Source organism: Desulfovulcanus ferrireducens (genome assembly GCF_018704065.1).
Classification (GTDB): Bacteria; Desulfobacterota; Desulfovibrionia; order Desulfovibrionales; family Desulfonatronovibrionaceae; genus Desulfovulcanus; species Desulfovulcanus ferrireducens.
In genome coordinates, this window is the sequence record NZ_JAGUQP010000014.1 from 18,814 (window position 1) to 44,573 (window position 25,760).

General features: G+C 42.3%; 26 protein-coding genes and 1 riboswitch. Of the genes, 15 read left to right on the forward strand and 11 right to left on the reverse strand.

The window, feature by feature from the left end:
- Nucleotides 1-8 precede the first annotated feature (8 nt).
- From cobK to alr, 11 genes are all read right to left on the reverse strand, one after another.
- Complete coding sequence (gene cobK / locus KFV02_RS06285) at nt 9-770, reverse strand: precorrin-6A reductase (protein ID WP_252380690.1); 762 nt, start codon at nt 768-770, stop codon at nt 9-11.
- A gap of 44 nt (nt 771-814) precedes the next feature.
- Complete coding sequence (cobJ, locus tag KFV02_RS06290; RefSeq protein ID WP_252380691.1) at nt 815-1,576, reverse strand: precorrin-3B C(17)-methyltransferase; 762 nt, start codon at nt 1,574-1,576, stop codon at nt 815-817.
- On the reverse strand, nt 1,531-2,310 hold the full coding sequence (locus KFV02_RS06295; RefSeq protein WP_252380692.1) for a cobalt-precorrin 5A hydrolase: 780 nt from the start codon (nt 2,308-2,310) through the stop codon (nt 1,531-1,533). The genes cobJ and KFV02_RS06295 overlap by 46 nt, the downstream gene beginning before the upstream one ends.
- Nucleotides 2,291-2,941, reverse strand: coding sequence for a precorrin-6y C5,15-methyltransferase (decarboxylating) subunit CbiE (gene cbiE, locus KFV02_RS06300; protein ID WP_252380693.1), 651 nt, complete (start codon nt 2,939-2,941; stop codon nt 2,291-2,293). Before cbiE ends, KFV02_RS06295 begins: the two co-directional genes overlap by 20 nt.
- An 18-nt stretch (nt 2,942-2,959) precedes the next feature.
- Nucleotides 2,960-4,015, reverse strand: a complete 1,056-nt coding sequence (gene cbiD, locus KFV02_RS06305; RefSeq protein WP_252380694.1) for a cobalt-precorrin-5B (C(1))-methyltransferase CbiD — start codon at nt 4,013-4,015, stop codon at nt 2,960-2,962.
- 163 nt (nt 4,016-4,178) lie between these two features.
- The gene (cobI, locus tag KFV02_RS06310) at nt 4,179-4,955 is read right to left on the reverse strand and encodes a precorrin-2 C(20)-methyltransferase (protein WP_252380695.1); all 777 of its coding nucleotides are present in this window, start codon (nt 4,953-4,955) and stop codon (nt 4,179-4,181) included.
- Between the two features lie 44 nt (nt 4,956-4,999).
- Nucleotides 5,000-5,887, reverse strand: coding sequence for a sirohydrochlorin cobaltochelatase (locus KFV02_RS06315; protein WP_252380696.1), 888 nt, complete (start codon nt 5,885-5,887; stop codon nt 5,000-5,002).
- A 34-nt stretch (nt 5,888-5,921) separates the two neighbouring features.
- Nucleotides 5,922-6,155, reverse strand: coding sequence for a hypothetical protein (locus KFV02_RS06320; RefSeq protein WP_252380697.1), 234 nt, complete (start codon nt 6,153-6,155; stop codon nt 5,922-5,924).
- Nucleotides 6,120-6,314: riboswitch (cobalamin riboswitch) on the reverse strand. Its footprint overlaps the gene before it by 36 nt.
- A gap of 159 nt (nt 6,315-6,473) precedes the next feature.
- Complete coding sequence (locus tag KFV02_RS06325) at nt 6,474-7,328, reverse strand: EamA family transporter (RefSeq protein WP_252380698.1); 855 nt, start codon at nt 7,326-7,328, stop codon at nt 6,474-6,476.
- A gap of 88 nt (nt 7,329-7,416) precedes the next feature.
- Complete coding sequence (locus KFV02_RS06330; RefSeq protein WP_252380699.1) at nt 7,417-8,622, reverse strand: mechanosensitive ion channel family protein; 1,206 nt, start codon at nt 8,620-8,622, stop codon at nt 7,417-7,419.
- Nucleotides 8,623-8,668: 46 nt separating this feature from the next.
- Complete coding sequence (alr, locus tag KFV02_RS06335; protein ID WP_252380700.1) at nt 8,669-9,790, reverse strand: alanine racemase; 1,122 nt, start codon at nt 9,788-9,790, stop codon at nt 8,669-8,671.
- 1,060 nt (nt 9,791-10,850) lie between these two features.
- Here alr and KFV02_RS06340 point away from each other — a divergent pair.
- From KFV02_RS06340 to KFV02_RS06410, 15 genes are all read left to right on the forward strand, one after another.
- Nucleotides 10,851-11,426: a hypothetical protein gene (locus KFV02_RS06340; protein WP_252380701.1), complete on the forward strand. Its 576-nt coding sequence runs from the start codon at nt 10,851-10,853 to the stop codon at nt 11,424-11,426.
- Nucleotides 11,427-12,806: 1,380 nt separating this feature from the next.
- Nucleotides 12,807-13,343, forward strand: coding sequence for an HPP family protein (locus tag KFV02_RS06345; protein WP_252380702.1), 537 nt, complete (start codon nt 12,807-12,809; stop codon nt 13,341-13,343).
- Between the two features lie 245 nt (nt 13,344-13,588).
- The gene (wrbA, locus tag KFV02_RS06350) at nt 13,589-14,185 is read left to right on the forward strand and encodes an NAD(P)H:quinone oxidoreductase (RefSeq protein WP_252380703.1); all 597 of its coding nucleotides are present in this window, start codon (nt 13,589-13,591) and stop codon (nt 14,183-14,185) included.
- Nucleotides 14,186-14,991: 806 nt separating this feature from the next.
- Nucleotides 14,992-15,264 carry an RNA-binding regulator gene (rbp, locus tag KFV02_RS06355; protein ID WP_252380704.1) on the forward strand — a complete coding sequence of 91 codons (273 nt, stop codon included), beginning with the start codon at nt 14,992-14,994 and terminating at the stop codon, nt 15,262-15,264.
- A gap of 1,180 nt (nt 15,265-16,444) precedes the next feature.
- Complete coding sequence (locus KFV02_RS06360) at nt 16,445-17,113, forward strand: hypothetical protein (RefSeq protein ID WP_252380705.1); 669 nt, start codon at nt 16,445-16,447, stop codon at nt 17,111-17,113.
- 422 nt (nt 17,114-17,535) lie between these two features.
- Complete coding sequence (locus KFV02_RS06365; RefSeq protein WP_252380706.1) at nt 17,536-17,880, forward strand: 7-cyano-7-deazaguanine/7-aminomethyl-7-deazaguanine transporter; 345 nt, start codon at nt 17,536-17,538, stop codon at nt 17,878-17,880.
- A complete protein-coding gene (locus KFV02_RS06370; protein ID WP_252380707.1) occupies nt 17,873-18,124 on the forward strand; it encodes a hypothetical protein in 252 nt (83 codons plus the stop codon). Before KFV02_RS06365 ends, KFV02_RS06370 begins: the two co-directional genes overlap by 8 nt.
- 433 nt (nt 18,125-18,557) lie before the next feature.
- Nucleotides 18,558-19,139 (forward strand): hypothetical protein, encoded by a 582-nt coding sequence (locus tag KFV02_RS06375; protein WP_252380708.1) that lies wholly within the window; start codon nt 18,558-18,560, stop codon nt 19,137-19,139.
- Between the two features lie 71 nt (nt 19,140-19,210).
- A complete protein-coding gene (locus tag KFV02_RS06380; RefSeq protein WP_252380709.1) occupies nt 19,211-20,068 on the forward strand; it encodes a DUF6920 family protein in 858 nt (285 codons plus the stop codon).
- A 762-nt stretch (nt 20,069-20,830) separates the two neighbouring features.
- Complete coding sequence (locus KFV02_RS06385; protein WP_252380739.1) at nt 20,831-21,283, forward strand: YaiI/YqxD family protein; 453 nt, start codon at nt 20,831-20,833, stop codon at nt 21,281-21,283.
- 349 nt (nt 21,284-21,632) lie between these two features.
- Nucleotides 21,633-22,091: a hypothetical protein gene (locus tag KFV02_RS06390; RefSeq protein ID WP_252380710.1), complete on the forward strand. Its 459-nt coding sequence runs from the start codon at nt 21,633-21,635 to the stop codon at nt 22,089-22,091.
- A 210-nt stretch (nt 22,092-22,301) separates the two neighbouring features.
- Nucleotides 22,302-22,496 carry a YwbE family protein gene (locus KFV02_RS06395; protein ID WP_252380711.1) on the forward strand — a complete coding sequence of 65 codons (195 nt, stop codon included), beginning with the start codon at nt 22,302-22,304 and terminating at the stop codon, nt 22,494-22,496.
- A 181-nt stretch (nt 22,497-22,677) separates the two neighbouring features.
- Nucleotides 22,678-23,352 carry a class I SAM-dependent methyltransferase gene (locus tag KFV02_RS06400; protein ID WP_252380712.1) on the forward strand — a complete coding sequence of 225 codons (675 nt, stop codon included), beginning with the start codon at nt 22,678-22,680 and terminating at the stop codon, nt 23,350-23,352.
- Nucleotides 23,353-23,508: 156 nt separating this feature from the next.
- Nucleotides 23,509-24,408, forward strand: coding sequence for an AEC family transporter (locus KFV02_RS06405; RefSeq protein ID WP_252380713.1), 900 nt, complete (start codon nt 23,509-23,511; stop codon nt 24,406-24,408).
- 390 nt (nt 24,409-24,798) lie between these two features.
- Nucleotides 24,799-25,590, forward strand: a complete 792-nt coding sequence (locus KFV02_RS06410) for a ceramidase domain-containing protein (RefSeq protein ID WP_252380714.1) — start codon at nt 24,799-24,801, stop codon at nt 25,588-25,590.
- The last annotated feature ends 170 nt before the right edge of the window (nt 25,591-25,760 follow it).

The window sequence follows — 25,760 nt, forward strand, 5'->3', positions numbered from 1 at the left end:
CTCTTTGTTTAACCTATCAAGTTTTTTAACTTTTCCACTAAATCGTCGGGATTTAAAAACCTTATCCCTTCAGGTTTATCTGGCCGTCTGACCATCACTACATAAGCACCAGCCTTTTTGGCGGCTTCAATCTTGGCTGGTACTCCGCCAGCCTGTCCGCTATCCTTGCTTACCATACAGCCGATTTGATATTTGCGTAAAAGAGACAGGTTCTCCTCTACCGAAAATGGACCCTTGGCGGTAATTATATCCTCCTGTTTTAACCCGGCTCGAAGACATATTTCTTGTGACTCCTGCCTGGGCAGGACCCTGGCAATGATTTTCAATCCTTTTTTCCGGGCCATTTCAACATAAGGGGCAATATTTTTGGAGCCAATGGTGAGTAGGATGGGTCGGTCAAAGGAAGCGGCAAGCATTGCTGCCTCTTTGTGATCGTTTGCCCATACGACTTTGTCGTATGAAATTCTGGTCACAGCCCGCCTGTATGTAAAATAGGGGAGATTAAGCCTTTGGCATATTTTAAAGGCCTGGAGGGAAATTTCTTGGGCATAGGGGTGGGTGGAGTCAACAACAGCCACAAACTTTTTATCAGCAAGGAGTCTAAAAAGTTGTTCTTCACTCAGCGCACCAGTCCGTCTGGTGATGTTTTTGGCTCCTAAATCCAGAGGCTCATCAGTGGCCGTGCTCACCAAAACATTATAGCCGGCTAACGCCAGGGTTCTGGCAATCTCTCTGGTCTCTGCCGTGCCTGCCAGATGGAGAATTTTCATATCACAACACTCACAGACTGGTGTCTGGAATTCAACATCCAACATTAATTAAGAGAATATCCCCTGGGCGTGACTAACCAGGGGCCGATTTTCCGGGTCTCGCTGCTGGCAATAATAATTGCCGAACGCATGTTTATATCGTGCTCCAGCATGTGCTCCAGGTCGGTGATAATCACCTTTTCCTCGTCAAGAGTTAAGTCAGTACCAATGGAGACCAGGTTTTTGGGGGAGCGATAAGATAAAAAGATCTCTTGGGCCTTTTGAATTTGCCAGACCCTTTTTTTGCTTTTGGGATTGTACAGGATCGTGGTCATGTCAGCTTGGGCCACAGCATGGAGTCTTTTTTCGATTACACTCCAGTCCACCAGAAGATCACTTAGACTTATGCAGGCAAAGTCAAGCATGAGCGGGGCACCAAGCTTGGCTCCCAAGGCCAGACCGGCTGTGACACCGGGCACGATCTCCACGGGTAAAAATTCGTTTTTCTGCCCCAGAATTTCCAGGGCCAGGCCAGCCATGCCATAGACCCCGGCATCACCAGAAGAGATCAAGGCCACCCGGTAGCCTGCGAGAGCTTTATCTACAGCCAGATGGCAGCGCTCAACTTCCTTGGTCATGGCAGAGGAATAAACTTCCTTTCCCTGTAGCAGATCCTTGATGTGTTCCAGGTAGCGAGGGTACCCGACCACAACATCGCTATTTAATATCGTCTGTTCACAGCGGAAAGTGCGGTCTAATCTATGCCCCGGACCTATGCCGACTACAGCAAGTTTTCCTGGGCCAGGGCAATGGTCACTCTGTTGCATATGGTCTTCTCCAGTATCAACCTGGTTCGCGTTCCGGCCAAAAGAGCAGCAGGCTCGGCAACACCAGGTAGTCCTATTTTTTGCTGGACAAACTCAGACGTGTTAAATTTGAAGTTGGTTTTTTTTATTTCCTCGGCCGGAATAAACCTGAGCGGTAAATTTAATTTTTGGGCCGCCAAAATAAGGCCGCTCTCGTTCTTTTTCAAGTCAACCGACGATAGCATACGCACTGCATCCAGTTTTTTGCCTACTTTATTTAAGGCCATGTGCAAGCAGGTAATAATCTCCTCGGCCTGTACCCCTTTTCTGCACCCGATACCGGCTATGACGTCCTTAACGGCCTCGGTCGTGGTGGTAATTATCGGTTCAGCGCCTAATATGTTGGCCACCTGGCAGGCCAGGGCATTTGCGCCTCCTTCATGACCGCTAAGCAGGCTTATGGCATATCTGGCACCTGCATCCACAACTACCACGGCTGGGTCGTCCAGTTTATTTTTCAGAAAAGGCGCAATGGCCCGCACCACTACCCCACAGGGGGCAAAATAGACGATTTTTTTGAAATTTTGAAAAATATCGCCAGAAAGGTCAAAAATGCGCTCAAAATAGCTACAGCGAAGGCTCTGAGTCTCCCGGGTCCATTTTTGATGGACAAAGATTTCTCCATCTATTTCCGCAGCCAGTTTTTTTGCCAGGTAGGCCCCGGGAAGAGACAGACTAACCAAGGCCAGGTTCACTTTTAGCCTCCAGGATTAACATGGCTTGGCCGTTTATGGATTGATTCAAATCAGCCTCTTGGCTGAGCTTGTCCAGCCTTTCGTTTTCAAGACTTAAATTTTGCACCAAATATACCTCAAAATTTTTATTAAGCTTTGGCCATAATGCTTTAAACCAGGTTAAATCTCTGCCCAATAAAATAACAACTACTGGATAAGATAAAAGTTCGCTGGCCTCAAATTCAGGTTCGCGGCCGTGTACACTGACGATCTTCGCTTTTGTCCACTCGAGCTTAAGCCGAGAGAGGGCAAGTTGCACCGAGCTAATTCCCGGGACTAGATGGCAATTTTCCGGGCCAAATTTGTGCACAACCTTCTGGCTAAAACTAAAACAGCCGGGGTCGCCACTGACGAGCACGGCTATCTTTTGGTCTTTAAAACTGGTCTCTATGAACTCAAGGGCTTGGTCTATGTCCGCACCTAAAGAAAATAGCCGGCCTTTAAACTCTGGAAAAAGCTCAAGTAGCCTGGGAGCACCAACCAGAATATCTGCTTTCTCCACTTCTTTTAGCGCGGCCAAAGTTAGAAAATCTTTGTCCCCCGGTCCGCAGCCAATAATAGAGATTTTGGGTTTATTGAGCTTGTTGATCATGATGCGACTTGGACGATATCAAAGGTTCTTGCCTAAAATTTCACCTTTTAGGTTGATTAAAACAACTTGTAAGAGAGGAACAGTACTTAGCCTTTGCTGTACCTTTTCGAATACCTGCTTGGCCAGGTGGTTGCCAATAACCTGTCGCTCTTTGGCTGCCAGACAGGAAAATCCTCCTTCCACGGTAGTCACATCTGTAAGTTTGATGCCCAGTACCTGTTTTACTGCGGCTAGAAATATGGGCACTGCTGAAGGAGAATTTTGGCTATGAGTCTGAAAGTGGCCGTTTATAAATTTTAAAAGTTTTCCAGCATGGCCGAGGATAGTTACTTTTCTAAAGTCATAGTTTTTGAGCTTGTCCAGAGCATAGGCCCATTCATTACTTACCTCAACAACTATATCCGCATTAAACCCAAGGCTCGTTGCAGCCCTGTTCCCGATATTTCCCGGCACCAGGACCAGTTCCCTGTAGCCCATTTCCCAAACCATATTTATATTTAAGCCTATGGTTTCTTTAATGGCCGCTACGGAATAGGGTCTGACCACACCAGTGGTGCCCAAAATCGAGATGCCACCCTTAATGCCTAAACGGGGATTAAAGGTCTTGTGAGCAACTTCTTCGCCGCAGGGAATGGAGATTTTTATTTGCACACCTAAAGCAGTTACTTCCCTGATGGCCTGGATGATCATCTGTCTTGGAACGGGATTTATGGCTGGCTCACCCACTGGTACTGGCAGGCCTGGTCTGGTCACTACGCCTAAACCTTTGCCGCGGACGAACTCAATTCTATTGCCTTCGCTGTTAAATCTTGCCTGTACATGAACCTCCAGACCGTGAGTTACGTCCGGGTCATCGCCGGCATCCTTTTCTACCCAGGCGCAGGCCAAATTATCCTGCTTGCTCCACCCTTTAATAGGGACCTTGATTTTTTTGCCCGTGGGCAGGGTAATTTCAACTGCCTGAACTTCATCTTTGTCCACGCTGCCGCTAAGTAGTAAAACTGCAGCCTTGGCCGCGGCAGCTGCACACGTGCCAGTGCTCAGGCCTGTTTTTAACTTGCTCTTTACCGGCATACCTTCTTCCAGACCTCTTTTCCTCTTAACCTTTTAGCTCCTTCGTCTTTTCACCTCTTCTCTTTTGAGCCAGTGGACACACCCTATTTTAACCGCTGATTGAAAGTCTTTGTACCAGCATGACCAGCATGAAAGAAATCAGGACTGGAATAAACCATGGGGATTAAGTTGAAAAGGTGTGGTCACAGGCTCTTTTATGGTTATTCCACTTTCTTCTTCCAATATTCACAATCACTGTGGCCAGGTAGCCGGGCATGGATTTCAAGGCCTGGGCCAGGTCTTCACAGACAAACTCTTTATCTTCCTGTTCTACATAACAGACCATTTTGGCCCTATGTTCCAATCCATGTTTTTTAAGAAGAGCGTAAAGCTCGGAAATTTTCTTGCCCACCTTATATAACACCAGTGTTTCACATCTGGTAAGGCATTTCTCCACTTCCTGCATGTCTGTGCCAGGAACGAGCAAAAGTCTATCTTCCTGCATGGTCAGAGGATAACCAAGCTTTGCACTCACGGCCTGAAATGCAGTGATGCCGGGCACCACATGGATCATCGAGCGATGCATTCTTTTGGATAAAAGGTGCAGAAGATAGCAACTGGTGCTATAGACCAGCGGATCACCAAGTGTGACCTGCACCACTATTTGGTTTTGATTGCATCGTTTAACAACCAACGAGGCCATTTTCTCCCATGACGTCCATGTCTTTTGTTCATCCCTATCCATAGGATAGACATGCTCGACTATTTCCTGGCGATCAAGCCATGGCTTGATCGCCTCTAAAGCGAGGCTGGTTTTAGAACGGGCTGAACAGGGGCAGATGATCACATCTGCCCCTTTAATCATGTTCACAGCCCTGATAGTCAAAAGGTCTGGCGCACCCGGGCCAACACCCAGGGCATAAAAATGTCCTTTCTCAGGATAAGTAACATATCGATGCATAAACTGATACGTCCTGTAGATGCGGGGTAACCCCCTTTCGTACTTTAAAGTTGGTCCACTACAGTTTTTAAGTGTTCGACCCAGATATCTACAATCTGATCATATTCAGCCGTGCCTTTAAGTACCGGTATACATTCTATTCCTTGTGCAGTGAGCACTGATTTCCAGGAGTCTGGTTCATCTCCGGCCATATCGTTGCGGGCATGGTCACCAGCCACAGACATAAACGGAAGGAGATACGCCTTTTTTATTCCGCGGCTTTTTAGTTCCTTGACAGTATCCTCAAGGGATGGCGCACCTTCTACAGTGCCCACGAAAATATTTTTGTCCTTTTGCCACAAGTAATATTGCAGGGCCGGATAACAGGCATTGGCCGAATGGTACGACCCATGCCCCATGTAAAGAACTGCCTCTTCCTGTTTTCTTTGTGCCGGGATGTTTTTGAGCAAGGCCTGAACTGTTTTTTGAAAATCTTCGTGTGTTGCCAATAACGGATGACCTACCAGGATTTTTTGTATGCCCTTGGGCAGACCTGAAAAGCTTTGTGCCACCTGGACCAGATAATCATATTCCGCGCCTGGAATAGTGTGCAATGATTGCACAGCCACATGGGTAAAGCCTTCATCCATCATTTTGGCCAGGGCCTGGGCCGGAGAAAGGAGTTTTTGCCCTTTCTTAGCCAATTTATGGCGGATAATCTTTGACGTATAGGCCCAGTACACAGGTATGCCCGGAAAGGCCTGACGCACTTTTTTTTCTATATTGGTGAAGGCTTTTTGAGCCTGCGTATAAGTCGTGCCGAAAGCCACCAATAAAATACCTATTTTTTTCTCTTGCTTATGGCCATGAGCAAGGACATCACTTGCCAAGGTAAGTAAGAAAAAAAGTCCCACCACAACGGGTAAAACCCGCAATCCCAAAAAATTACGCATAATAAACCTCCCAAAATTTTTTTGGGGCTAATAACTAAATGGTGTATATGGGGATAAATGCGACAGGCCTGCTAGGTAGCTTATAGCTTCTTTTAGCCGGGCACTCAAATTTTATGTAGTTTGGGCGCCCGGTATCAATTTTTCTTCGTTTTGAAGCTGAAGCTTTGAGCTTGATCGTTCCCAGCAGGTAGTCATACACCCGGCCTCCTGAACAAAGCCCCCGTTGTTCAGGAGAAAAGGATATCTTTTGGCAGGTCTTCCGGCTCATCCCATCAGCCTCGGCCTTCCCATCCATTTTGAGAACTCAAAATAGGACAGTGGCGCACACGGAGACTGACTTTTGTGGGAATCACGGCGGCGGGACCGCTCCCGATTTTCACGGGATTCCCTATTAAGCTTTACAAGCACCAAAAGATAAAATGAACAGTGACATTTTTTTAGCTCAGGACGCAGAGGAAAGCAAGGGAATTAGTTGAGTGGTCGAGTAGTCGAGTGGTTGAGTGGTTGAGTGGGAGAGTGGGTGAGTGGGGTGGTGGGAGTCTGGAAGTTGAGGCGGTTCAGTCCATCCAAGCTAAACGAAATTGAATCAGGCCGTCATCAGGAAAACTCCTGCCAGCATGATCATGGCCCCGCAAAGCCTTAGCTTTAAATCCTTTTCCTTAAAGACTAGTGCACCAATAATCACCCCGAAAACAATGCTTAATCGCTTGATGGCTATTACATAAGGTACCAAGCCGATGTTTACTGCTGACATTTGGGAAATGAGCCCCATTGCTGTAAATAGTCCGATTAGGCTCAGCAAAAAGATGTTTTTTCTGGAGCCAAGGGAAATACTTTTTTGCTGTTTGAATAAAAGCAAGGTCAGGCCGGAAGCAATAAATGCTTGAACGCAAAAGGCCCAGAAAAAAGGGGATGTCTCCCTTATGCCCATTTTATCCACATTGGCGGCGATGCTCCAGATAAGGGCTACACAAAGCATAAGCCTGGGGCCTTTTTCTGAAAACAGTCCCTTGATGGGCCCCCAAAAGCCAGGTTTTGAGCTGCCTAAAATATATGAACCCAGAAAAATCAGAAACACGCCCAAAAAACCAGTAGGTTCTGGCTTGTCGCCGACCATGAGCGGAGAAGTAAAGAGCAAAAAAATCGGCGTAAAACTAAGGAGAGGCAGGGTCAGGGATAGGTCAGAGGCTTGGATGGCCCGGATATACAGGATCGTGGCCAGGATATTTAATCCGCCTCCAAGGGCCAGGATCCCCAAAAAACGCAGACTTAAATATTCAGGGACAGGGGTTATGAAACTTAAAGGAAGGAGAAACGGCAGGGAAAAGGCCTTCCATGCCCAGGCAATGACCAGAAAATTATTACCCTGTAGTCCCTTTTTGCAGAGGCCATCTTTAATGGCCTCGCAAAGGGCGGTAAACAAAGAGAGAACAATCCACATCAGTTCGGTTAGTATGCAGGTTTCGGGCCCAGGTGAGGGTATTTAATAAAGTTATTCACGTGAAGGACACATTATGAACAAGCCTGGTTTATATCCTGCGATCTACCAGGGCGTTGCGCTGATAGGCCCTCAAATGAAATTCTGGCAAGGCAGCCAGGATATGGTCAAAAATATCGGCCTGAATAGCCTCGTAATTGGCCCAATTTGTATCATTCACAAAGCAGTAAATCTCCAGTGGCAGACCTTTATCCGCCGTAGGCTGTAGATGACGCACGATCAGGGTCAGGTCTTGTCTGATATTGGGATGGGACTTAAGATAAGCCAGGATATAGGCCCGCAAGGTACCCAGGTTTGTCAGGCGCCGGCCATTGAGCACTGATTCCGGACTGGCTCCTACATTTTTATTGTGCTCCTCGATTTCTATCCTTTTTTGCTCCAGATAACTTTTGAGAATATCTATTTTTGATAAACGCTCCATGAGCTCGTCGTCCAGAAACTTGATGCTGGACTGGTCTATTAAAATAGATCTTTTAATCCTGCGCGCTCCGGCCTCTTCCATCCCCCGCCAGTTTTTAAAGGAATGATCCAAAAACTTAAATGTAGGGATTGCCACAATGGTCTTGTCAAAATTTTGCACTTTGACTGTATGCAGGGCAATATCAATGACATCGCCGTCAGCTCCAAACGCAGGCATCTCAATCCAGTCACCTTTTCGCAAAAGATCGTAACTGGCAATTTGAATGCTGGCCACAAAGGATAAAACCGTATCCTTAAAAATGAGCATGAGCACAGCGGTCAAAGCACCAATTCCACTTATCAGGCCCCAGGGAGATTTATCCAGGATAATGGAGATAAGAAAAATTCCCCCAATAATATAGACAAAAATTTTGACTAGTTGCAGATAACCTTTGATGGGGCGCCTGGCTGAAATGGGGTAGGTATTGTAGATGTCAACAAAGGAATCGAGAAGTTTGTTTACGACAAGAATAATAATAAAGGTTACATAAATAGAGACAATTTTCTGGCCATAGGAAAACAATGTGGGGAGGGCCTTTAGACCATAATAAAAGACCATGGCCGGGATCAGTAAGATCAACTGGTTAAACACCTTGTTCTTGATCAATACATCGTCCCATTTGGTCTTGGTCTTTGTAAGAATTTTATTGATCAAACCGAGCAGGTATTTTTGGCTCACTACATAACTTAACCAGCTGACAATAAAGACAAAGGCTAATTTAACCAGGTCGATACCGTAAGGGATATTCGCTAATCCATCCCAGATTTTATCCAGCATAACTTCTTTTACCTCTTAAACTTTTAGCCTTTCTGAACATCGTGTTTTACTCATATTCCCTGGTGTTTTGCCCTAGTAGACAAAAAACCTCATAGGTGATGGTTCCCCACCATTTGGCCAGCTCTTCCGGCAGGATTTTCTCTTTACCCTGTCCACCCAAGACATAGGCCAGGTCCCCCGGCCTGGTCTGCGGAATATGGCTTATGTCTATGGCTGTGAGTTGCATACAGACGCGGCCGATAACGGGGGCTCTTCTGCCATGGACAAGCATCCATCCTTTGTTGGACAGAGCGCGGGAGTAATTGTCTGCATAGCCACAGGCAACAAGAGCCACTTGCATGTCTCGCGGGGCAGTAAAAGTTTGACCATAACTTATACTTTGTCCTCTGGACAGGTCATGTACGGACAGGACCGGGGCCGTGACCTCCATTGCCGGAGTAAGCTTCTGTCCCTTTGCCTCCCACTTGGTTCCCCAAAATGGATTGGAGCCGTACAGGGAAATCCCCGGACGTTGGCCATCATAATGAAGTTCAGGGTAGGCCAGTAGGCCGGCAGAATTGACCAGAACCCGGGCAAACGAAAGGCCCCCTTTGTGCAGGTCCAGGCAAATCGTATCAAATTTCTTGCCCTGGGCCAGGACAAATTCCTTGGTTTCCGGATCATCAGCCGTGGCCAGGTGAGAGCAGACCATCTTTACTCGCACGTGGGGCATGGATTTAAGCTTGTTGATAAGTTTTGGCACGTCGTCCCTGGTAAAGCCTAGTCTGGCCATGCCCGTATCAAATTTAAGGGCGATACTTACCTGCCTGTCATTTCCAATATATTCTTGCAAGTAAGCCATCTGTTCCCACGTATAGATAAAAGGCATGATTTTATGGGGCACAATCTTTTCATAGTCTTCTTTTGTCACAGGTCCGAGTAAAGAAATGATCTCCCCGTCAAAAGGAACCTCCCGCAAAACCACTGCCTCATCAACGGTACCAACAGCCAGGATTTTGGCCCCGGCCTGGGCCAGAGTCGTGGCCACAGGGGCCAGCCCATGTCCGTAGGCATCAGCTTTGATCACAGGGATAGGGTTAGGGGCCATGGTTTTCAAAAACAAAAAATTTGCCCTGATCTTTGACAGATTTATCCTTGTTTTTACCAAATTATACCAGATAGTAGACATATTTGCTCACTTTAATCCAGTAGATTTTGTTTTGCTGTATATTTTTTCTCTTTTGGTTTGTAAACCATTATTATGCCAACGAAAACAGTTCTTGCCCATGTCCTCCATTTGATCGGGTGGACCCGCTAGCGTTCTAACTCAAAAGTATTTTCCACTTTTCGTCATTCTAAGGGAGCGGAAGGACCGAAGGATCTCCTGCCGTAGCGAACGGGATTCTTCGCTTTGCTCAGAATGACGTAATCAGAGCAACTAGCTGATGCACCCGACAAGACCTATGTAACATTTGAGATGGTTCAGGTTTTTAAATCGATTAATATCCTTGATTTCAGTAAAAAGGTAATGGTCGTTTTAATCCTTGCCTTCGGGAAGGGATGTTGCGAAAATAGTGTACGTCATGATTCCGTTTGACTTCCCACCTTATCTCACAACGCATTAAAATAACATAAAATCAGACCCCATCCTAATATCTAACCCCTAAATAATTAAGCGATTTTTAATTGAGTTTTACATTAACTATTTGGAATAAAAGTAGATTTTAAGCCAGCGATTTTCACTCAATAGGTGAGATTGCCACGGGCAGCTCCGCTGCCCTCGCAATGACAATCTCGCCCCTGTCATTGCGAGCGGAACAAAGTGGAGCGAAGCAATCTCAAAGTTTGAACTGCAAAAAAATCGCGCAAGTTAGGATTTAACTTACTTTTAATCTTTCACGTCTCACGCAGTACGCTTTAAAAGAATAATTAAGAGAAGCGAGCCAATTTTTATATTATTATATTAGGTTGGCAAAAAGGAAGTTTTTTTAGATCTAATAATTCCTATGGAAAGTTTTAATTTTTACGCTAACCATTGAGTATAATATGTAATTTTAATGCAGGTGGTCTGATTAATAAAAATTTTATATTGTCATAAAGTCTTTTTTTTATTTTTTTCTTGTTATAAAGGTGAGTTGATGTTATCTTCTTTGGAATTCCTTTAGGGGAAAGGATTTGTGTTAAGTATCTTAAATTTATCTAATTTATGTTAGATCTCTGAATGTATCGAGGGGATCTGAGGAGGAAGCATGTATTCTATAGCCAAACGAAAAGGCCAGTATTTTCTGCTTTTGCCGCTTGTACTCTTTATTGTAGGCTGTCATTTATGGAACTCAAACAATAATACACAGTCTAATGAAGCAGTCGTAGAGGCTAGGCAGAAAATCGCGCAGTATAAAGAAGAGGCTACGCTATTGGCCTCACGCATTAAGCGTCAATATGAAGGTAATGAAAACACGCAGAACTATATCAAGGCCCGGGATTTGTACGATATTGCTATGACTCAGAATAACAGCTGGGTGACTTCGTTGAAGCTTGGCATCGCAAATAATGAAGACCTAGAAAAGACGCAAGCGTTTAAAGACAAGGCAAAGTCTGCCGCTGAGGCCTCTAAGACATTTAGAGAATTTGGTAATAGTGTAATGCCTAAGACTAAGATGGTTGGGGTATCATATATAGTGGTGAGCAACCTCATAGGATTACTAGTCGAGAATGGGCTCGTTATATGGAATAACTACAGGGGAGAGCAAGAAGCGGCCAGAGTAGCCGCAGCAGAGCGAACCGAGAAGGAACTTAGATGGTCTAGGTGGGAAGACATTAAGTAATCACGCCAATGAAAACGATCTAACCCTTCATTCCAACCGACCGGCTCCGCCAGCGGCTGGGTCCACATAATGAGCCTATAGAAAAACGCCAAAATGGCTGTTTTTCTGGAATTCGGGAATAGTAGTAATTTCATGTAGTTACAAACCCATAAGTTGTGAAAAATGATTTTTTCTACAGACTCGTTGGGCTCTAAATAAATGGAGGAGGTAATGTATTATCCAAAAGGCAAGAAGGAAATTTTCCAAAAGTTCCTTCAATTAGCGTATAAAAAATTGGTGATGAATAGATTTTTTCATACGGGTTATTAAAAGGTTATAGGTATAGGTTTCCTGAAGGGCGGAGTCTTTACGAATTGCAACCTAGGCAACCTCAATAATCACATAGCGTAGGTACTTGTTTTGCCTGTAAGTAATTCCTCTGTCATGATAATTTTCTCCTGATGAATATTGAAGAGACAAGACAGGGTGCATCCGCTAGTGTTCTAGCTCAAAAGTATTTTTCACCTCTCGTCATTCTGAGGGAGCGGAACGACCGAAGAATCTCCTACCGTAGCGAATGAGATTCTTTGCTTTGCTCAGAATGACGTAATCAGAGCAACTAGCGGATGCACCCGACAAGACCTATGTAAGATTTGAGATGGCTCAGGTTTTTAAATCGATTAATATCTTTGATTTCAGTAAAAAGGTAATAGTCGTTTTAATCCTCCCCTTCGGAAAAGGATGCTGCGAAAATAATAAGCGTTCATGATTTCGTTTGACTTCCCACCTTATCTCACAACGCATTAAAATAACATAAAATCAGAACCCATCCTAATATCTAACCCCTAAATTAAGCGATTTTCACTCGATAGTTGAGATTGCCACGGGCAGCTCCGCTGCCCTCGCAATGACAGGATGTGCGCTATGTCATTGCGAGGAGCGTTAGCCTTGATGCAATCTCAAACTTTAAACTGCAAAAAAATCGCGCAAGTTAGGATTTAACTTGTTTTAATCTTTCACGTCTCACGCAGTACGCTTTAAAAGAATAATTAAAAGAAGCGAGCCAATTTTTTATTTAAAATATTATGATTATATTAGGTCGATGAAAAGGAATTTTTTGGGCTAACTTATTTCTATGGAAAGTTTTAATTTTTACGCTAACCATTTAAGATAATATGTAATTTTTATACAGATAGTCTGGTTAACTTGATTTTTTGATTGTCAAAAAGCCTATTTTTTATTTTATCTTAATACAAAAGTAAGTTAGGGTTATTTTAATTAAATATTATTAAACCATATTAATTTATGTTAGCCAGTATCATAAACGACTAGTTTAATGTGTAATCTTATCAGATAGAAGTATCACTTATATTCTTTATAGGTGGTAGATGGAGATGTTTTATGAACTACTTTGACAAAATGAAAGGCGTAAAAAGAAGTCCGCCGCTTGTAAATTTATCTGAAATTTTTTGGTCCTGGGTCGGCGCTTTTTCAGGCATCTCATCTGTTGCATATGTTCATTACAATCTCCTAGGACAAACGGATTTAGTTATGATAATAGGCTCTTTTGGGGCTTCAGCAGTTCTTATTTATGGGGTTATAGAAAGTCCTTTAGCTCAACCCAGAAACCTAATAGGTGGCCATATTTTTTCGGCTATAATAGGTGTAGCCGCCTATCAGCTATTTCATAGCCATATGTGGCTTTCTGCGGCGGTTGCCGTTGCGACAGCTATTGCTATCATGCATGCTACAAAAACCCTTCATCCTCCAGGAGGGGCTACGGCATTAATTGCGGTAATCGGAAGCCAAAAGATTCATGACCTTGGTTATCTTTATGCAGTTATACCTGTTGGCTTGGGAGCGGTCATCATGTTGATTGTTGCACTTTTGGTAAACAATATCCCCAAAAGTCGCAGATACCCACAGTTTTGGTTATAAAGTGTTAAATTCACCGTAACTTTCGGTCCACCGCTAATGGAACTAAAAGAAGAAAAGTTATGATAACTTCTGGCTATTGTTGCCTAATTTAAAGAAAATGCGGTCTAATCAGTCGTTGAAGTCAGATGTGCGAAGGCTAGCGTTTTTATACGCCGCTGAACTTAATGTATTAGGCAAAAAGATGTCAGCAATGGCAAAAATTATGAATAAATACCAGGCGGTTAAGTTATTATAAGGAGAGGAATATGAAGAAGATTTTGGTGCTGTATTATTCAATGTATGGTCACACTGAAACAATGGCAAAAGCGGTTGCCGAAGGGGTAGGTTCAGTTGATAGTATTGAGGTAACGGTAAAAAGAGTGCCTGAGCTTGTGCCCGAAGAAGTCGCTCGTAAAGCCGGTGCCAAAATGGATCAGGAAGCTTCCGTAGCTGACCCCAAAGAACTAGATAAATACGATGCCATTATTTTTGGTTCTCCAACTAGATTCGGGAACATGGCATCTCAAATGCGTAATTTTTTAGATCAAACAGGATCCTTATGGCTCAAAGGTGCCTTGGTAGGAAAGATAGGCAGTGTCTTTACAAGTACTGGTACTGGTGGAGGAAACGAAACAACGATCCAATCATTTCATACAACACTATTTCATCACGGTATGGTTGTCGTTGGTTTGCCATATTCTTGTCAAGATTTACTGGATATATCTCAGGCAAGAGGCGGATCTCCATTAGGTGCCGGGACGCTAGCGGGTATTGACGGTTCAAGGCAGCCATCTGAAACTGAGCTTTCTATGGCAAAATTTCAAGGTAAGCATGTTGCCGAGATAACAAAAAGAATGACATAAAATTGCCTAACGATGAGGCATATCCGGACAGGACGTATCCAGTGTCTATACCTGTTGAGGTAAAGTTTAATTCTCTTCTTTTTTTAACCGCAGACCCACGCAGACTAACGCAGACATTTTTGTTCGGCAGATGTTGCCGAACAAGAACCTGACGGCCTTATAGGCCGTGTTTAAGCTTAGTAGCAATCACTTTCTGGGGTGATGATAGCCGTTCCGATTTTTTATTTGAAATATTATGATATTAGGTCGCTGAAAAGGAAGTTTTTTAGGGCAACTACATTTTAGGAGAAACTTGAATTTTTACGTTAACCATATAAGATGATATGTAATTATAATTCAGTTAGTTTGAATGGGCAAAATTTTAGAAAGTCAAAAAAGTTTATTTTTTATTTTCCTTGCTATAAAAATTAATTAATGCTAATTGTTTTGAATAACATTTAGGATAATGCATATATCGACAAAATGATTACGTTTTAATACTTGAAGTAAGAAATGGTTCTTACGGTTGGTTGCCAAAGGACGCGTGGGATTGGATAAGTGAAAATGTGCTACGTTAAAACATTTAAATAAGAGCATGCACCCGCCTACAAATCGGCGCTTTTCCGGCCGCTTGACTCCCGCTTAAAGTTTCGTGTTTTCAAAATGTTGTTGCCCAGCAATGTTAGCGCCAGGCGATGACTGTCGCTATTTGTTGCTGTTGTTATCAAAAAATAGCCAATGTATGGCTGATCGCTATCGATTAATTTGTGTGGTTGGTTATTAGATAGCGTTTTATCTATCAAGCCGCAGAAAAAAAGGAGTGTTTTATGAATATGTATGTTGGCAATCTTGCCTTCAGCGTGACCGAAGATGATCTGAATACTGCATTCTCAGAATTCGGAGAAGTAGAAAGTGTGAACATTATAACGGAAAAGTACTCAGGACAGTCAAAAGGTTTTGGCTTTGTTGAAATGTCAGACAATTCAGAAGCTGATAAAGCGATAAAAGCCTTGAATGGAACCGAACTGAAAGGGCGCGAAATAAAAGTAAACCAGGCAAAACCTCGTGGCGAGCGTTCCTCGCGCAAACCAAGATATTAACACCTGACAAGTGCATCAAGACTGACAGCTAGGCCATTGGCCTAGCTGCAGCTTATGCTGGCCGTTGTGATAGTAGAAAAGCCAGATTTTTATATAAACTAGCCCGTAAGGGCTAAGATCTAAGATTTTTATCTGCCACTCGGTGGCAGGAAAAGAAAACTTTGAGCCTTCCTGCCCTGTTGAATCCTGCCTTCTGGCAGTCAAGAAATGAAAAGGGTGCAGCGAAAAAAAACAGTATGCTCTCATCATTTCGTTAGACTACCCGCCTTATCTCTCAACATATTAAAATAACAGAGAATCTGAATTTATTCTTGTTGGTAATGCAACATCGTCAAAATTATATCTAAAAGCAAGTTTTGCTTCACCTTTAATTTTTAACGTCTCAAGCAGTACGCTTTAAAAGAATAATTAAAAGAAGCGAGCCAATTTTTTATTTGAAATATTATGATTATATTAGGTTGGCGAAAAAGAAGTTTTTTAGGTTTAATAATTTCTATAGAAAGTTTTAATTTTTACGTTAACCATCTAAGATGATATATGATTTTAATATAGATGCCCTTATTAATCGTAATTATAGAGCTCCAATAAACCTATTTTTTTTATTTTTTCTTGATACAAAGATAAATTGATGTTAGAATAGCAAATATTACTTATGAATCTAAATTTATGTGCTAGAAATACATGAAAAAAATAGAGATTTAAGATATAAATAAATGCTCGCTCTCATATAAAGAGTTCTATGGTCTTATGGACGAGCTTTTATTTAAGATTTTTGGACGTCTCACAAAAGAAATTCTAAAATTTGTACTCTTTAACGATGAGGTTGTGAATGTTTTGAAAAAAGTTCTTAAAGCTCCTAGTTACATAATTCACAGTATTTTCATCGAAAACTCGGAGTTACTTTTAAATAAAGAAGGATGAAATGAATTTTTATCAGAGGTTAAAAGCTATTAGAAATACAATCAATTCAGCATACCAATTGCTAAGTCAGGTCGTAGAAAGCCTAATGGAATCAAAGAGGTTAGAGTCTAATAAGATATTTAATAATATCGAAAGAAGATATGAAATGTAACTTTCTAACATAGCGCATCCACTTTGACCTCAAAAGCCTTGTGGCTTTGGCGTACGTGATGCGCACCGTTAAACAACCAAACCGTGCCGTAAAAAGGAGGGACAAGTCATGGAAGAATTATTCGTCTTTAGACTCAACAAATTAAAAATTCTGGACAGTCGTGAGTGGGGACCTGGCGAACTTAAGATACTAAGTTTCATTACAGGTGAAGACGTGAACCTTCCCGTGTTGGATGATCTTCAGCGCACAACAGATCCGGAGCGAAAAAAACAACTGATCAAGGTCGCTACCCAATCGGTTCTGAGTTCAAAGGTTTTAATGCAACTGGACAACGTAAGAGACGGTCATCAAATGACATTCGGTGACACAGGATACGCACTGTATACCGCTCAAAAGATACCGGAATCGTTCAACTGGCGTCTAATAATCCTTGAGATTGACGAAGATGTAAACAATCTAGGACGAAAGCTAGACAATGTGATTAACGCTCCGGAATTCGATGGTTTCGTGGGCAACGTTTTAGCTCTGGCCAGCGCTGCAGCGAATCCTGCTGCTGTAGCTGGAGTTGCTATTGCAAAGTACGTGTTTGGCATAATTGCAGATACGATGATTGAAAACAAAGACGACCAGGTGGGTCTAGTTTATCAGTCGTTTACTCGAGAAGAACATTACCCCCACGGAGAGAGAAAGCGTGATAATGTTCCGGACCTGAGCAATAACGTGCTGGTTGACTATTCGATTTTCGGGACGACTTACGAGAGACCTAAAGTTGCCTAACCATTAGGATTAATCAGACCGCAAACTGCGGAGCACATATTTCAAAAGGCTGCAGCCCTGTTGTCGGTCTGATTAATCCACACCTTGAAATTGTAGATAAGCAATTTTTTTATATTGCTGTTGTATTGTCTTATTCTTGAACTAAGAAAATTACATCAATTCGGCCTTGGATTTGGATGTCAGGTTAAAATTTTAGCTGAGTGTTCTTGTTTTTAGACCGGAAGTTGCAAACAAATTAGGAAAAAATAAGTAAATAATCAGCTCAGAATCCATTTTCACAAAGATTAGTCTGAAAGCCGCTGTTCAAATAGGCGGGAAGTAAACGTTGTATTTGTTTTTTTCTACAAACTCGGTAGCTCTGTTAATTGAAACTGCGGCGCACAGGACGCTTCAACGAATTTTCTGTAGGGAGGTATTTTTAGATGAAGGAAAACTGTGAATTACAAGCGCAGCTTACGTTCAGGATAGTGGTTATCGGAATCGCGTTCCTTTTGATTGCATTCGTTGTCTCTGTCCTTGTTTTCAAGAACTCGGAAAATCCGGCAGAAAGCATCGTCGCTGTGTTGGGAGCCGTTACAGGAGTGCTGGGGTCGCTAGTCGGCTATGTGGCGGGTCAGGCAGGAAAGGAGAAGGCAGAGGAGCGTGCTTCTAAAGCCGAACGTCAACTGACAGCAGTTGTCGATAAGGGTGGGCAAGGCATATTAGAGCAAGCCAGGGAGGCCTACCCTGACATATTTAATATAGTGAGGGATAGACAAAATGTATAAACATATCGAGGATAACGGAGATATTCATATGCTTGTAAACAGCAAAGGTGAAACATTGCTTGTATGCGCTGAATGTGGGCGGAGATGGCATGGAAGGGTTATCTCGTTCAAAGACGATAAGCCGCCGAGTCATCCCCAGAAGTACTTCGCTAAGCTGCATTCTGCTGGTTCAGCAGTTGTCGATAAGGGTGGGCAAGGCATATTAGAGCAAGCCAGGGGGGGCTACCCTGACATATTTAAATAATATAGTGAGGGGTAGACAAAATGTATAAACATATCGAGGATAACGGAGATATTCATATGCTTTAAATAGCAAAGGTGAAACATTGCTTGTATGCGCTGAATGTGGGGGGAGATGGTATGGAGAGTTCACCCCGTTCAATGACGATAAGACAAATACTACCCGGCAGTACTTTGCTGAGCTGCTTTCTGCTAATCCAGAGCTTCTTGTGAGTTTGAATATAGACTTGGACAAATTATTATAGTTTTATGAAGAGCTAACGAGCCAATTAAGGCGTCTCCTCGCTACGCTCGGTCCGCTTATTGGTGACGTTGAGCCTGTAGAAAACACCCAAAATAACCGATTTTCTGAAATTCGGGAATAGGAATTTCAGGTAGTTATAAGTCCATAAATTGTAAAAAAGGGTTTTTTCTACAGACTCGTTAGGGGGATAAAAATGAAATACAATGCTGATGTTTTCTGTGTACAGTTTCCGATCGTCAAACAATTTATTTATCACTTGATATGCTACAGGGAATTAAACCGTGTCCTCCAGGATCTTGACCTTAAGAACGAATTCTGGACATACACCTCAAATGCTCACCTTTTGCAATGCACCATTTTATGGTGCATGGTTTTCGGTTCAGATGGATGCAATCGGACACATTGGAAGAATTTATGTGGTTCAGATTCTGTCAAGCTTAAAGATAGCTTTAGGCAAGGTCTCTTCAAGTCGACAAAATTAAACCAGGAAACTTGGCAGGTGTATTGGAATAAGATGAATAGTTTCAGAGGTGGTTATGCCGCCCATCGGGAACTAGAATTTACTGATCCCGTTCCAGATTTTACTACTGCTCAAGAAGTCGCTTACTTTTACGATCAATGGATTCGTGAGGTGATTCTTCCAGATGTTTTTGATGAGCCGCCTTTAAAAAAATCAGCGTTTAAAATACAGCAGGAAATTAGGCCATTAGCTGTGCATTTTCTATCAGAAACTTATCTATTAAAATTCCACGCCAAGCAAAACGCTGGACACTGACTGGCAAAATTCGCTACGCTCGTTTGTCAGCAGGTCAGCGCTGGTGTTATGCATTTTAGGACCTAGCTCACATGGTTTTATGGCTAAAAATACCGCTTGTTCTCGTTGCCCTGGGCATTTTGGCTTTGATATTGGCCGCATGGATTGGAACAGTTATCTGGGACAAATCAACATCTCGCCTTGTTGAAACGCTTTCAGCATCTCAGGAGAACCATTCACAAGATAGAGTTAATTTCAAGGAACTTAATAGCTTGCCGGAGCCTGTAGCAAGGTATTTTCGTCTTGTTTTAAAGGAGGGGCAGCCAATAATTCGTTCCGTCAAGCTTTCCCAAAAAGGAGAATTCCGGACAAGACCAACGGACAAAAAATGGGCCAATATGGAAGCAGTGCAGCATTTTACAGCAAGAGGCCGGGGGTTCGTTTGGGATGCTAGTATTCGAATGATGCCACTTTTGACGGTGCGTGTTCGTGATACATATGTAAAAGGACAAGGGTTTATGACTGCTAAGCTTATGTCCTTAATAACCGTGGTTGATGAACACGATAAATCAGAGCTAAACGGTGCTGCTCTCCAACGATATCTGGCTGAAGCGGTCTGGTTCCCTACAGCACTTCTTCCCAGTCAAGGTGTAGAGTGGAGCGAGATAAATAATCACACAGCCAGGGCAACTCTCAGGGATTACAATACATCGGTATCACTGGAGTTTCATTTTAACCAGGTCGGCGAGATCGTAGGAATTTACACTCCGGGTAGATATCGTGAGGTAAATGGAAAGTACGAGCTGACACCCTGGTCTGGTCAATATAGAAGGTATGAAGAACGAAATGGTATCCGAATTCCTCTGGAAGGGGAAGTTAAATGGGAGTTATCTAGCGGCAGCTTTCCATATTGGAAGGGAGAGCTTGTTGAGATTGAGTATGTCTTTTAAGCGAACGCCGACATACAAAAAGAGAATTGCATAACATGGCGTTCACCTGACCGCTATTCCTCTGCTCTTCATTGCGCCTTTTGACTACCCGCCTTATCTCACAACAGATTAAAATAACATAAAATTTGAACCCTTCCTTATATCTAACACCTAAGTTGAGCGATTTTTAATTGAGTTTTTCGTTAACCTTTTGGAATAAAATTAGATTTTGAGCCAGCGATTTTCACTCAATAGGTGAGATTGCCACGGGCAGCTTCACTGCCCTCGCAATGACAATCTCGCCCCTGTCATTGCGAGCTTAAGCAAAGTGGAGCGAAGCAATCTCAAACTTTGGACTGCAAAAAAATCGCACAAGTTAGGATTTAACTTGTTTTTAACTTTTCACATCTCACGCAGTACCCTTTAAAAAAATTACGAGAAGCGAATTAGTTTTTTACTGGAAATAATGTTATTATATTAAGTTGGTGAAAAGTAAGTTTTAAGGCTAACTAACTTCTAGTAATAATTTAAATTTTTACATTAATCGTTTAAAATGATGGTATAAGTTTAATACAGGTGATCTGATTAATAATGGTTTTAAATTATCATAAAAGCCATTCTTCTCATTTTTTACTTGAAATAAAAATGAGTTAATCTTATAAAAAATAAGTATTAAATGACACATAAATTTATCTTGTTGGTATGTAACATACAGCGGATACAACAGAAGGTAGGCGAGTTTTGAGGTTTCCAAAAGCGAATATAGCAGGAAAAGATAATTTATTGCGAATTTGGGTCGACGCCGATGCATGCCCAAACGTTATTAAAGAGATCCTATTTCGTGCAGCTGTAAGAGTACAAGTCATTATCACTTTAGTGGCCAACCGGTCGCTGAGAATACCCCACTCACGTTTTATCAAGAACGTCCAAGTGCCACCCGGTTTCGATGTTGCAGATAACCACATCGTTCAACAAGTACGCCCAGGGGATCTGGTTATTACCGCAGATATTCCTCTTGCTGCCGCCATTATTGAAAAAGGAGGCCACGCACTTAACCCTCGAGGTGAACTTTATACAACTGATAATATCCGGCAGCGCTTGGCAATGCGTGATTTTGGGGAAGAGTTAAGAAGTACGGGAGTGGATACCGGTGGTCCATCACCTTTTAGCCGGCGCGACCGCCAAATTTTTGCTAGTAAACTAGATTGTTTTCTAGCTAAGTGCAAAATTGCGTAAAGGGTTGCAAATGCACATATCAATGGCATGCAGCTGACCGCATTTGCCCTCGGTGGTTTTTTGAAGCCTTGTCTCCCGCATGAAGTTTGGTGCAATTTTAAAGTTGTTTGCTCCGCGTGTTTGGCGCAGCTTACGCCTATACGTTGAGCCTGTTGAAAATCTCCAAAATGGGCGATTTTTTGAAAATTGGACATAGTAATTTCAGCTAGTTACAAGCCCATAAATCGCAAAAGATGGATTTTTTTACAGACTCGTTGTGTGGAATGAGGTGGCATGCAAAGACTTTAATAAAATTAGTTGAACAAATAGATATTCATATTAGAAATAGAACCTAAAAATAGGGGAATAAATGAAGAAAATATTGACCGTCTTGGGGGGTATTTTTGTTGTTCTTGTAATTGTGAGCATTATTGGATTTCTAATATTGAACTATTTCGGTAATAATTTAGATACAGAAAGTATGGCTTATGTTGATGAAAATATACCCAAAATTATTAGTGCATGGGATTCAAATGAATTAATCAACCAAGCAAGTCCTGAATTACTCCAAGTTATGTCTAAAGAAAAAATAGAATATTTTTTTAAATTTTTTTCAGATAGGTTGGGTTCATTAAAAGAATATAAAGGTTCTAAAGGTAAGGCAAATATTTTTATAACTACAGGAGAAGGGAAAGTAATTACTGCCGCATACTTAGCCGAGGCATTATTTGAAAAAGCTCCTTCGACGATCCAAATTCGCATAATAAAACATGACGACAAATGGCAGATTTTAGAGTTTCGTGTAAATTCCGATGCTCTTATCCCATAACTGTTTGATTTAATGATATCTTTTGCACACAACAAGGCTTTGTATCCTGAATGCGTTCCTGCTGGCATGTTGCCTTTAACGAGTATCGAATAAGCCCTAAACGTCATGCCCGTTTTCGCGTTCGGGGGGATGCGTCCGGTGAGCGTGGCCGTTAGTTGAAACATATATAATGTTCAAAAACATAGGGGTAGAAAAGATGAGATTAGAAGTATGAAAGGTGCAAATCGTGTAAATATAAAGCCAGGTTTGCGGGTTTTAATTGTATTAAAGAAGGACCAGCGAACAGGAAAACTAACGGAAGGAATAGTGAAAGGTATTCTGACAAAATCTTCTACTCATCACCATGGTATTAAAGTCCGCTTAGAAAGTGGTGAAATTGGGCGAATTAAAGAAATGTTAGGTTAAGGGTGTCAAATAATAAAAGGCAATGGCTAACAACTGGATGACCTCGGGTTTGCTGTAAGCTATTTGCTAGTATGAATTGCAAACTAAATATTGAATAAAAAATTTATTTCCTGACTACAACAGAGTATGGGGTGAAAGATAGGCCGCTAATTTCCGGTTGTAGGAATAGGTTGTAATGATAATGGGTGGCAAATTACAGGCGAAACTGAATTTTAAAAGCCAAACTTGTCCATTATGCAAAAAAGCGGAGCTTAGCAAAATCCACAAGGACAGGCGCCGTGACTATTTTCTTTGCCAGGCGTGTAAATTAGTCTTTGTGCCATCGGCGCAGTTTTTATCTGCGAAAGATGAAAAGGCCGAATATGATTTGCACCGCAACTCTCCGGATGATCAAGGCTATCGTCATTTTTTAAGCCGCTTATTCATCCCCCTGCAAGAAGTTTTGGCACCCGGAAGTCATGGCCTGGATTTTGGTTCCGGCCCCGGTCCTACGCTTTCTATCATGTTTGAGGAAGCCGGACATTCCATGGTAATCTATGACCGTTTTTATGCGCAAAATCCACTTGTGCTGGAAAATCAATACGACTTTATTACTGCTACCGAAGTGGTGGAGCACCTGCATGACCCGAAAAAAGAGATGGATAGATTGTGGGGTTGCTTGAAGCCGGGTGGCTGGCTGGGCATAATGACCAAGTTGGTTTTTGACCGTGAGGCGTTTGCACATTGGCACTATAAAAACGATCCTACCCATGTCTGTTTTTTTGCCCGGTCGACGTTTGAATGGATAGCCGACCAGTGGCAGGCTAAGCTGACTTTTGTTGGTAAAGACGTGATTCTTTTTTACAAAAAGAATTAGGAAAAGAGCTTTATCTGTGAAGGTCATAAAAAAGACAGCTATCAAAGCGGCTGCACCTGCGTTCCAATGCGCCCGGTGAGTTTTGACCTTCGGAGGAAAACAATGTAAACGTGCTAGTTCTTTTTATCGCTCTAAATTAGATATTCGTTACCTGCCATGGATAATTTTATCATCATTATAGCATACCTCCTTATAGGTATATTGTTGCGCCGAATATCTCGATTCCCGGATGAAACGGGAAATGTACTTAATCTGTTCGTTATTTATGTCTCCTTGCCAGCCCTGGTTTTACTAAAGATCCCAGAATTAACTTTTTCAAAAGAACTATTGGTTCCTACATTAATGCCATGGGCAATGCTCTTATTGTCTGCTTTTGTGGTTATAATTTTATCTAAAATTCTAAAATGGGACAGAGAAGTTACAGGCGCTCTTTTGCTTCTAGTGCCACTGGGCAACACTTCATTTCTCGGCATCCCTATGGTGAAGGCTTTTTTTGGGGATCAAGCTGTTTCTTATGCTGTGCTTTATGATCAATTAGGCTCCTTTCTGGCTCTGGCCACGTATGGTTCCTTGATCCTGGCATTATATGGGCAGCGTAAAAGCACTCCCTCAATATATGATGTAGCTAAAAAAATAATCACTTTTCCCCCTTTTATTGCGCTTGCTCTTGCATTTCTTCTCAAATCTTTTTCATACCCGATTATCATAAATTCTCTCCTTCAAACCCTGGCGGCAACACTGGTGCCGGTAGTGATGATTGCGGTAGGGTTTCAATTTACCTTGCGTTTAAGAAAACAAGTGGTCTCGCCTCTTTGCATTGGACTTGCGATTAAACTTGTTGCCGCGCCTCTTGCTGCCCTTTTTATATCCAAACTCTTTGGTTTTAGCGGACCTGCCGCAAAGGTCTCAATTTTTGAAGCGGGTATGCCCCCAATGGTATCAGCGGGTGCCTTGGCTATCCTGGCCGGTCTTTCTCCTGCCCTGACTGCAGCGCTGGTGGGGCTGGGTATTATTTTGAGCTTTGCTACACTTCCATTATTATACCAATTCCTGTAATTACTTATTATGATTAATTTTTGTCGTGAGATTAAGATAAACTTAAGTTGAGCGATTTTTAATTTAGACTTACATTAAAAACATTGGAATAAAAGTAGATTTTGAGCCAGCGACTTTCACCCAATGGGTGAGATTGCCACGGGCAGCGTAGCTGCCCTCGCAATGACAATCTCGCCCCTGTTATTGCGAGCTTAAGCAAAGTGGAGTGAAGCAATCTCAAAGTTTGAACTACAAAAAAATCGCTCAATTTAGGGTAAAGTAATCCAGGGTCAGAACCGGATGAGGGGCATGAACCCCCATATCACCAAAGCCATATCTCCATAAAACATTACTCAAAAAACCAGGGTTTATTTTCATAATTGCTTTTTCTACAATCACGTGAGGCGTATTTTGGGAAAGTCAACGAGGGATGGACATCAAAGATTTCGAAAAATTTTTACTATATATAGCGTCGCATTAATTGGCGTTCTCTTTGTGCTGCTTGCGCCACCAATCCCCCAAGACCCTGAATACCACAACTTTTCTGACCAGCGAACAATGATTGGAATCCCTCATTTTTGGAATGTGGTTACAAGCCTGCCTTTTCTTGTTGTAGGTATCATTGGTTTACTCACACTATTACACAGGAAATCTTTGAAATATTCACGTTCACTATTAAAATGTTATCTGGTTTTTTATGCTGCTACTTGTGCTATAGGGATTGGTTCGGCCTATTATCATTTGCATCCAACTAATGAAACTCTGGTGTGGGATAGATTGCCAATGACAGTAGCGTTTATGGCTTTTTTTTCCATTATCATTGGAGAGTATATTTCTGAAAAAACAGGGAAAAGGCTGTTTCTGCCACTAATTATTGCAGGTATTATTTCTGTAGCATATTGGTACTTTACGGAGAAGTACGGTCACGGTGATCTTCGTCCATATGCTCTGGTGCAGTACTTGCCACTTTTTCTAATCCCAATGATTTTAGTCATGTTTCGTTCGCGATTTTTACGTAGTAAATACATTTGGATTATGCTGGGTGTTTATGTTTTTGCAAAGGTTTTTGAAATATGGGATGGATATATGTACAATCTTACCGTTTTCATGGGAGGTCATTCTATCAAGCATGTTTTGGCCGCACTCGTGCCCTTGATTTTTATTGTCGCGCTTAAGAAACAAAATGATAACGAAGCCAACTAGTCTATTTTTGTACTTTTAAATATGGTATGGTTAGAAACTAGAGTAATCAGGGGATGCAACCATTTTGTTTCTCGCCTTCCAGAATTCAGGAATGGAAAATAGGGCAGTGAAATCATCTATTGCCCATGTTTCCGTTTAACTTCCTGCCTTGTCTTGTAACATATTTAGAT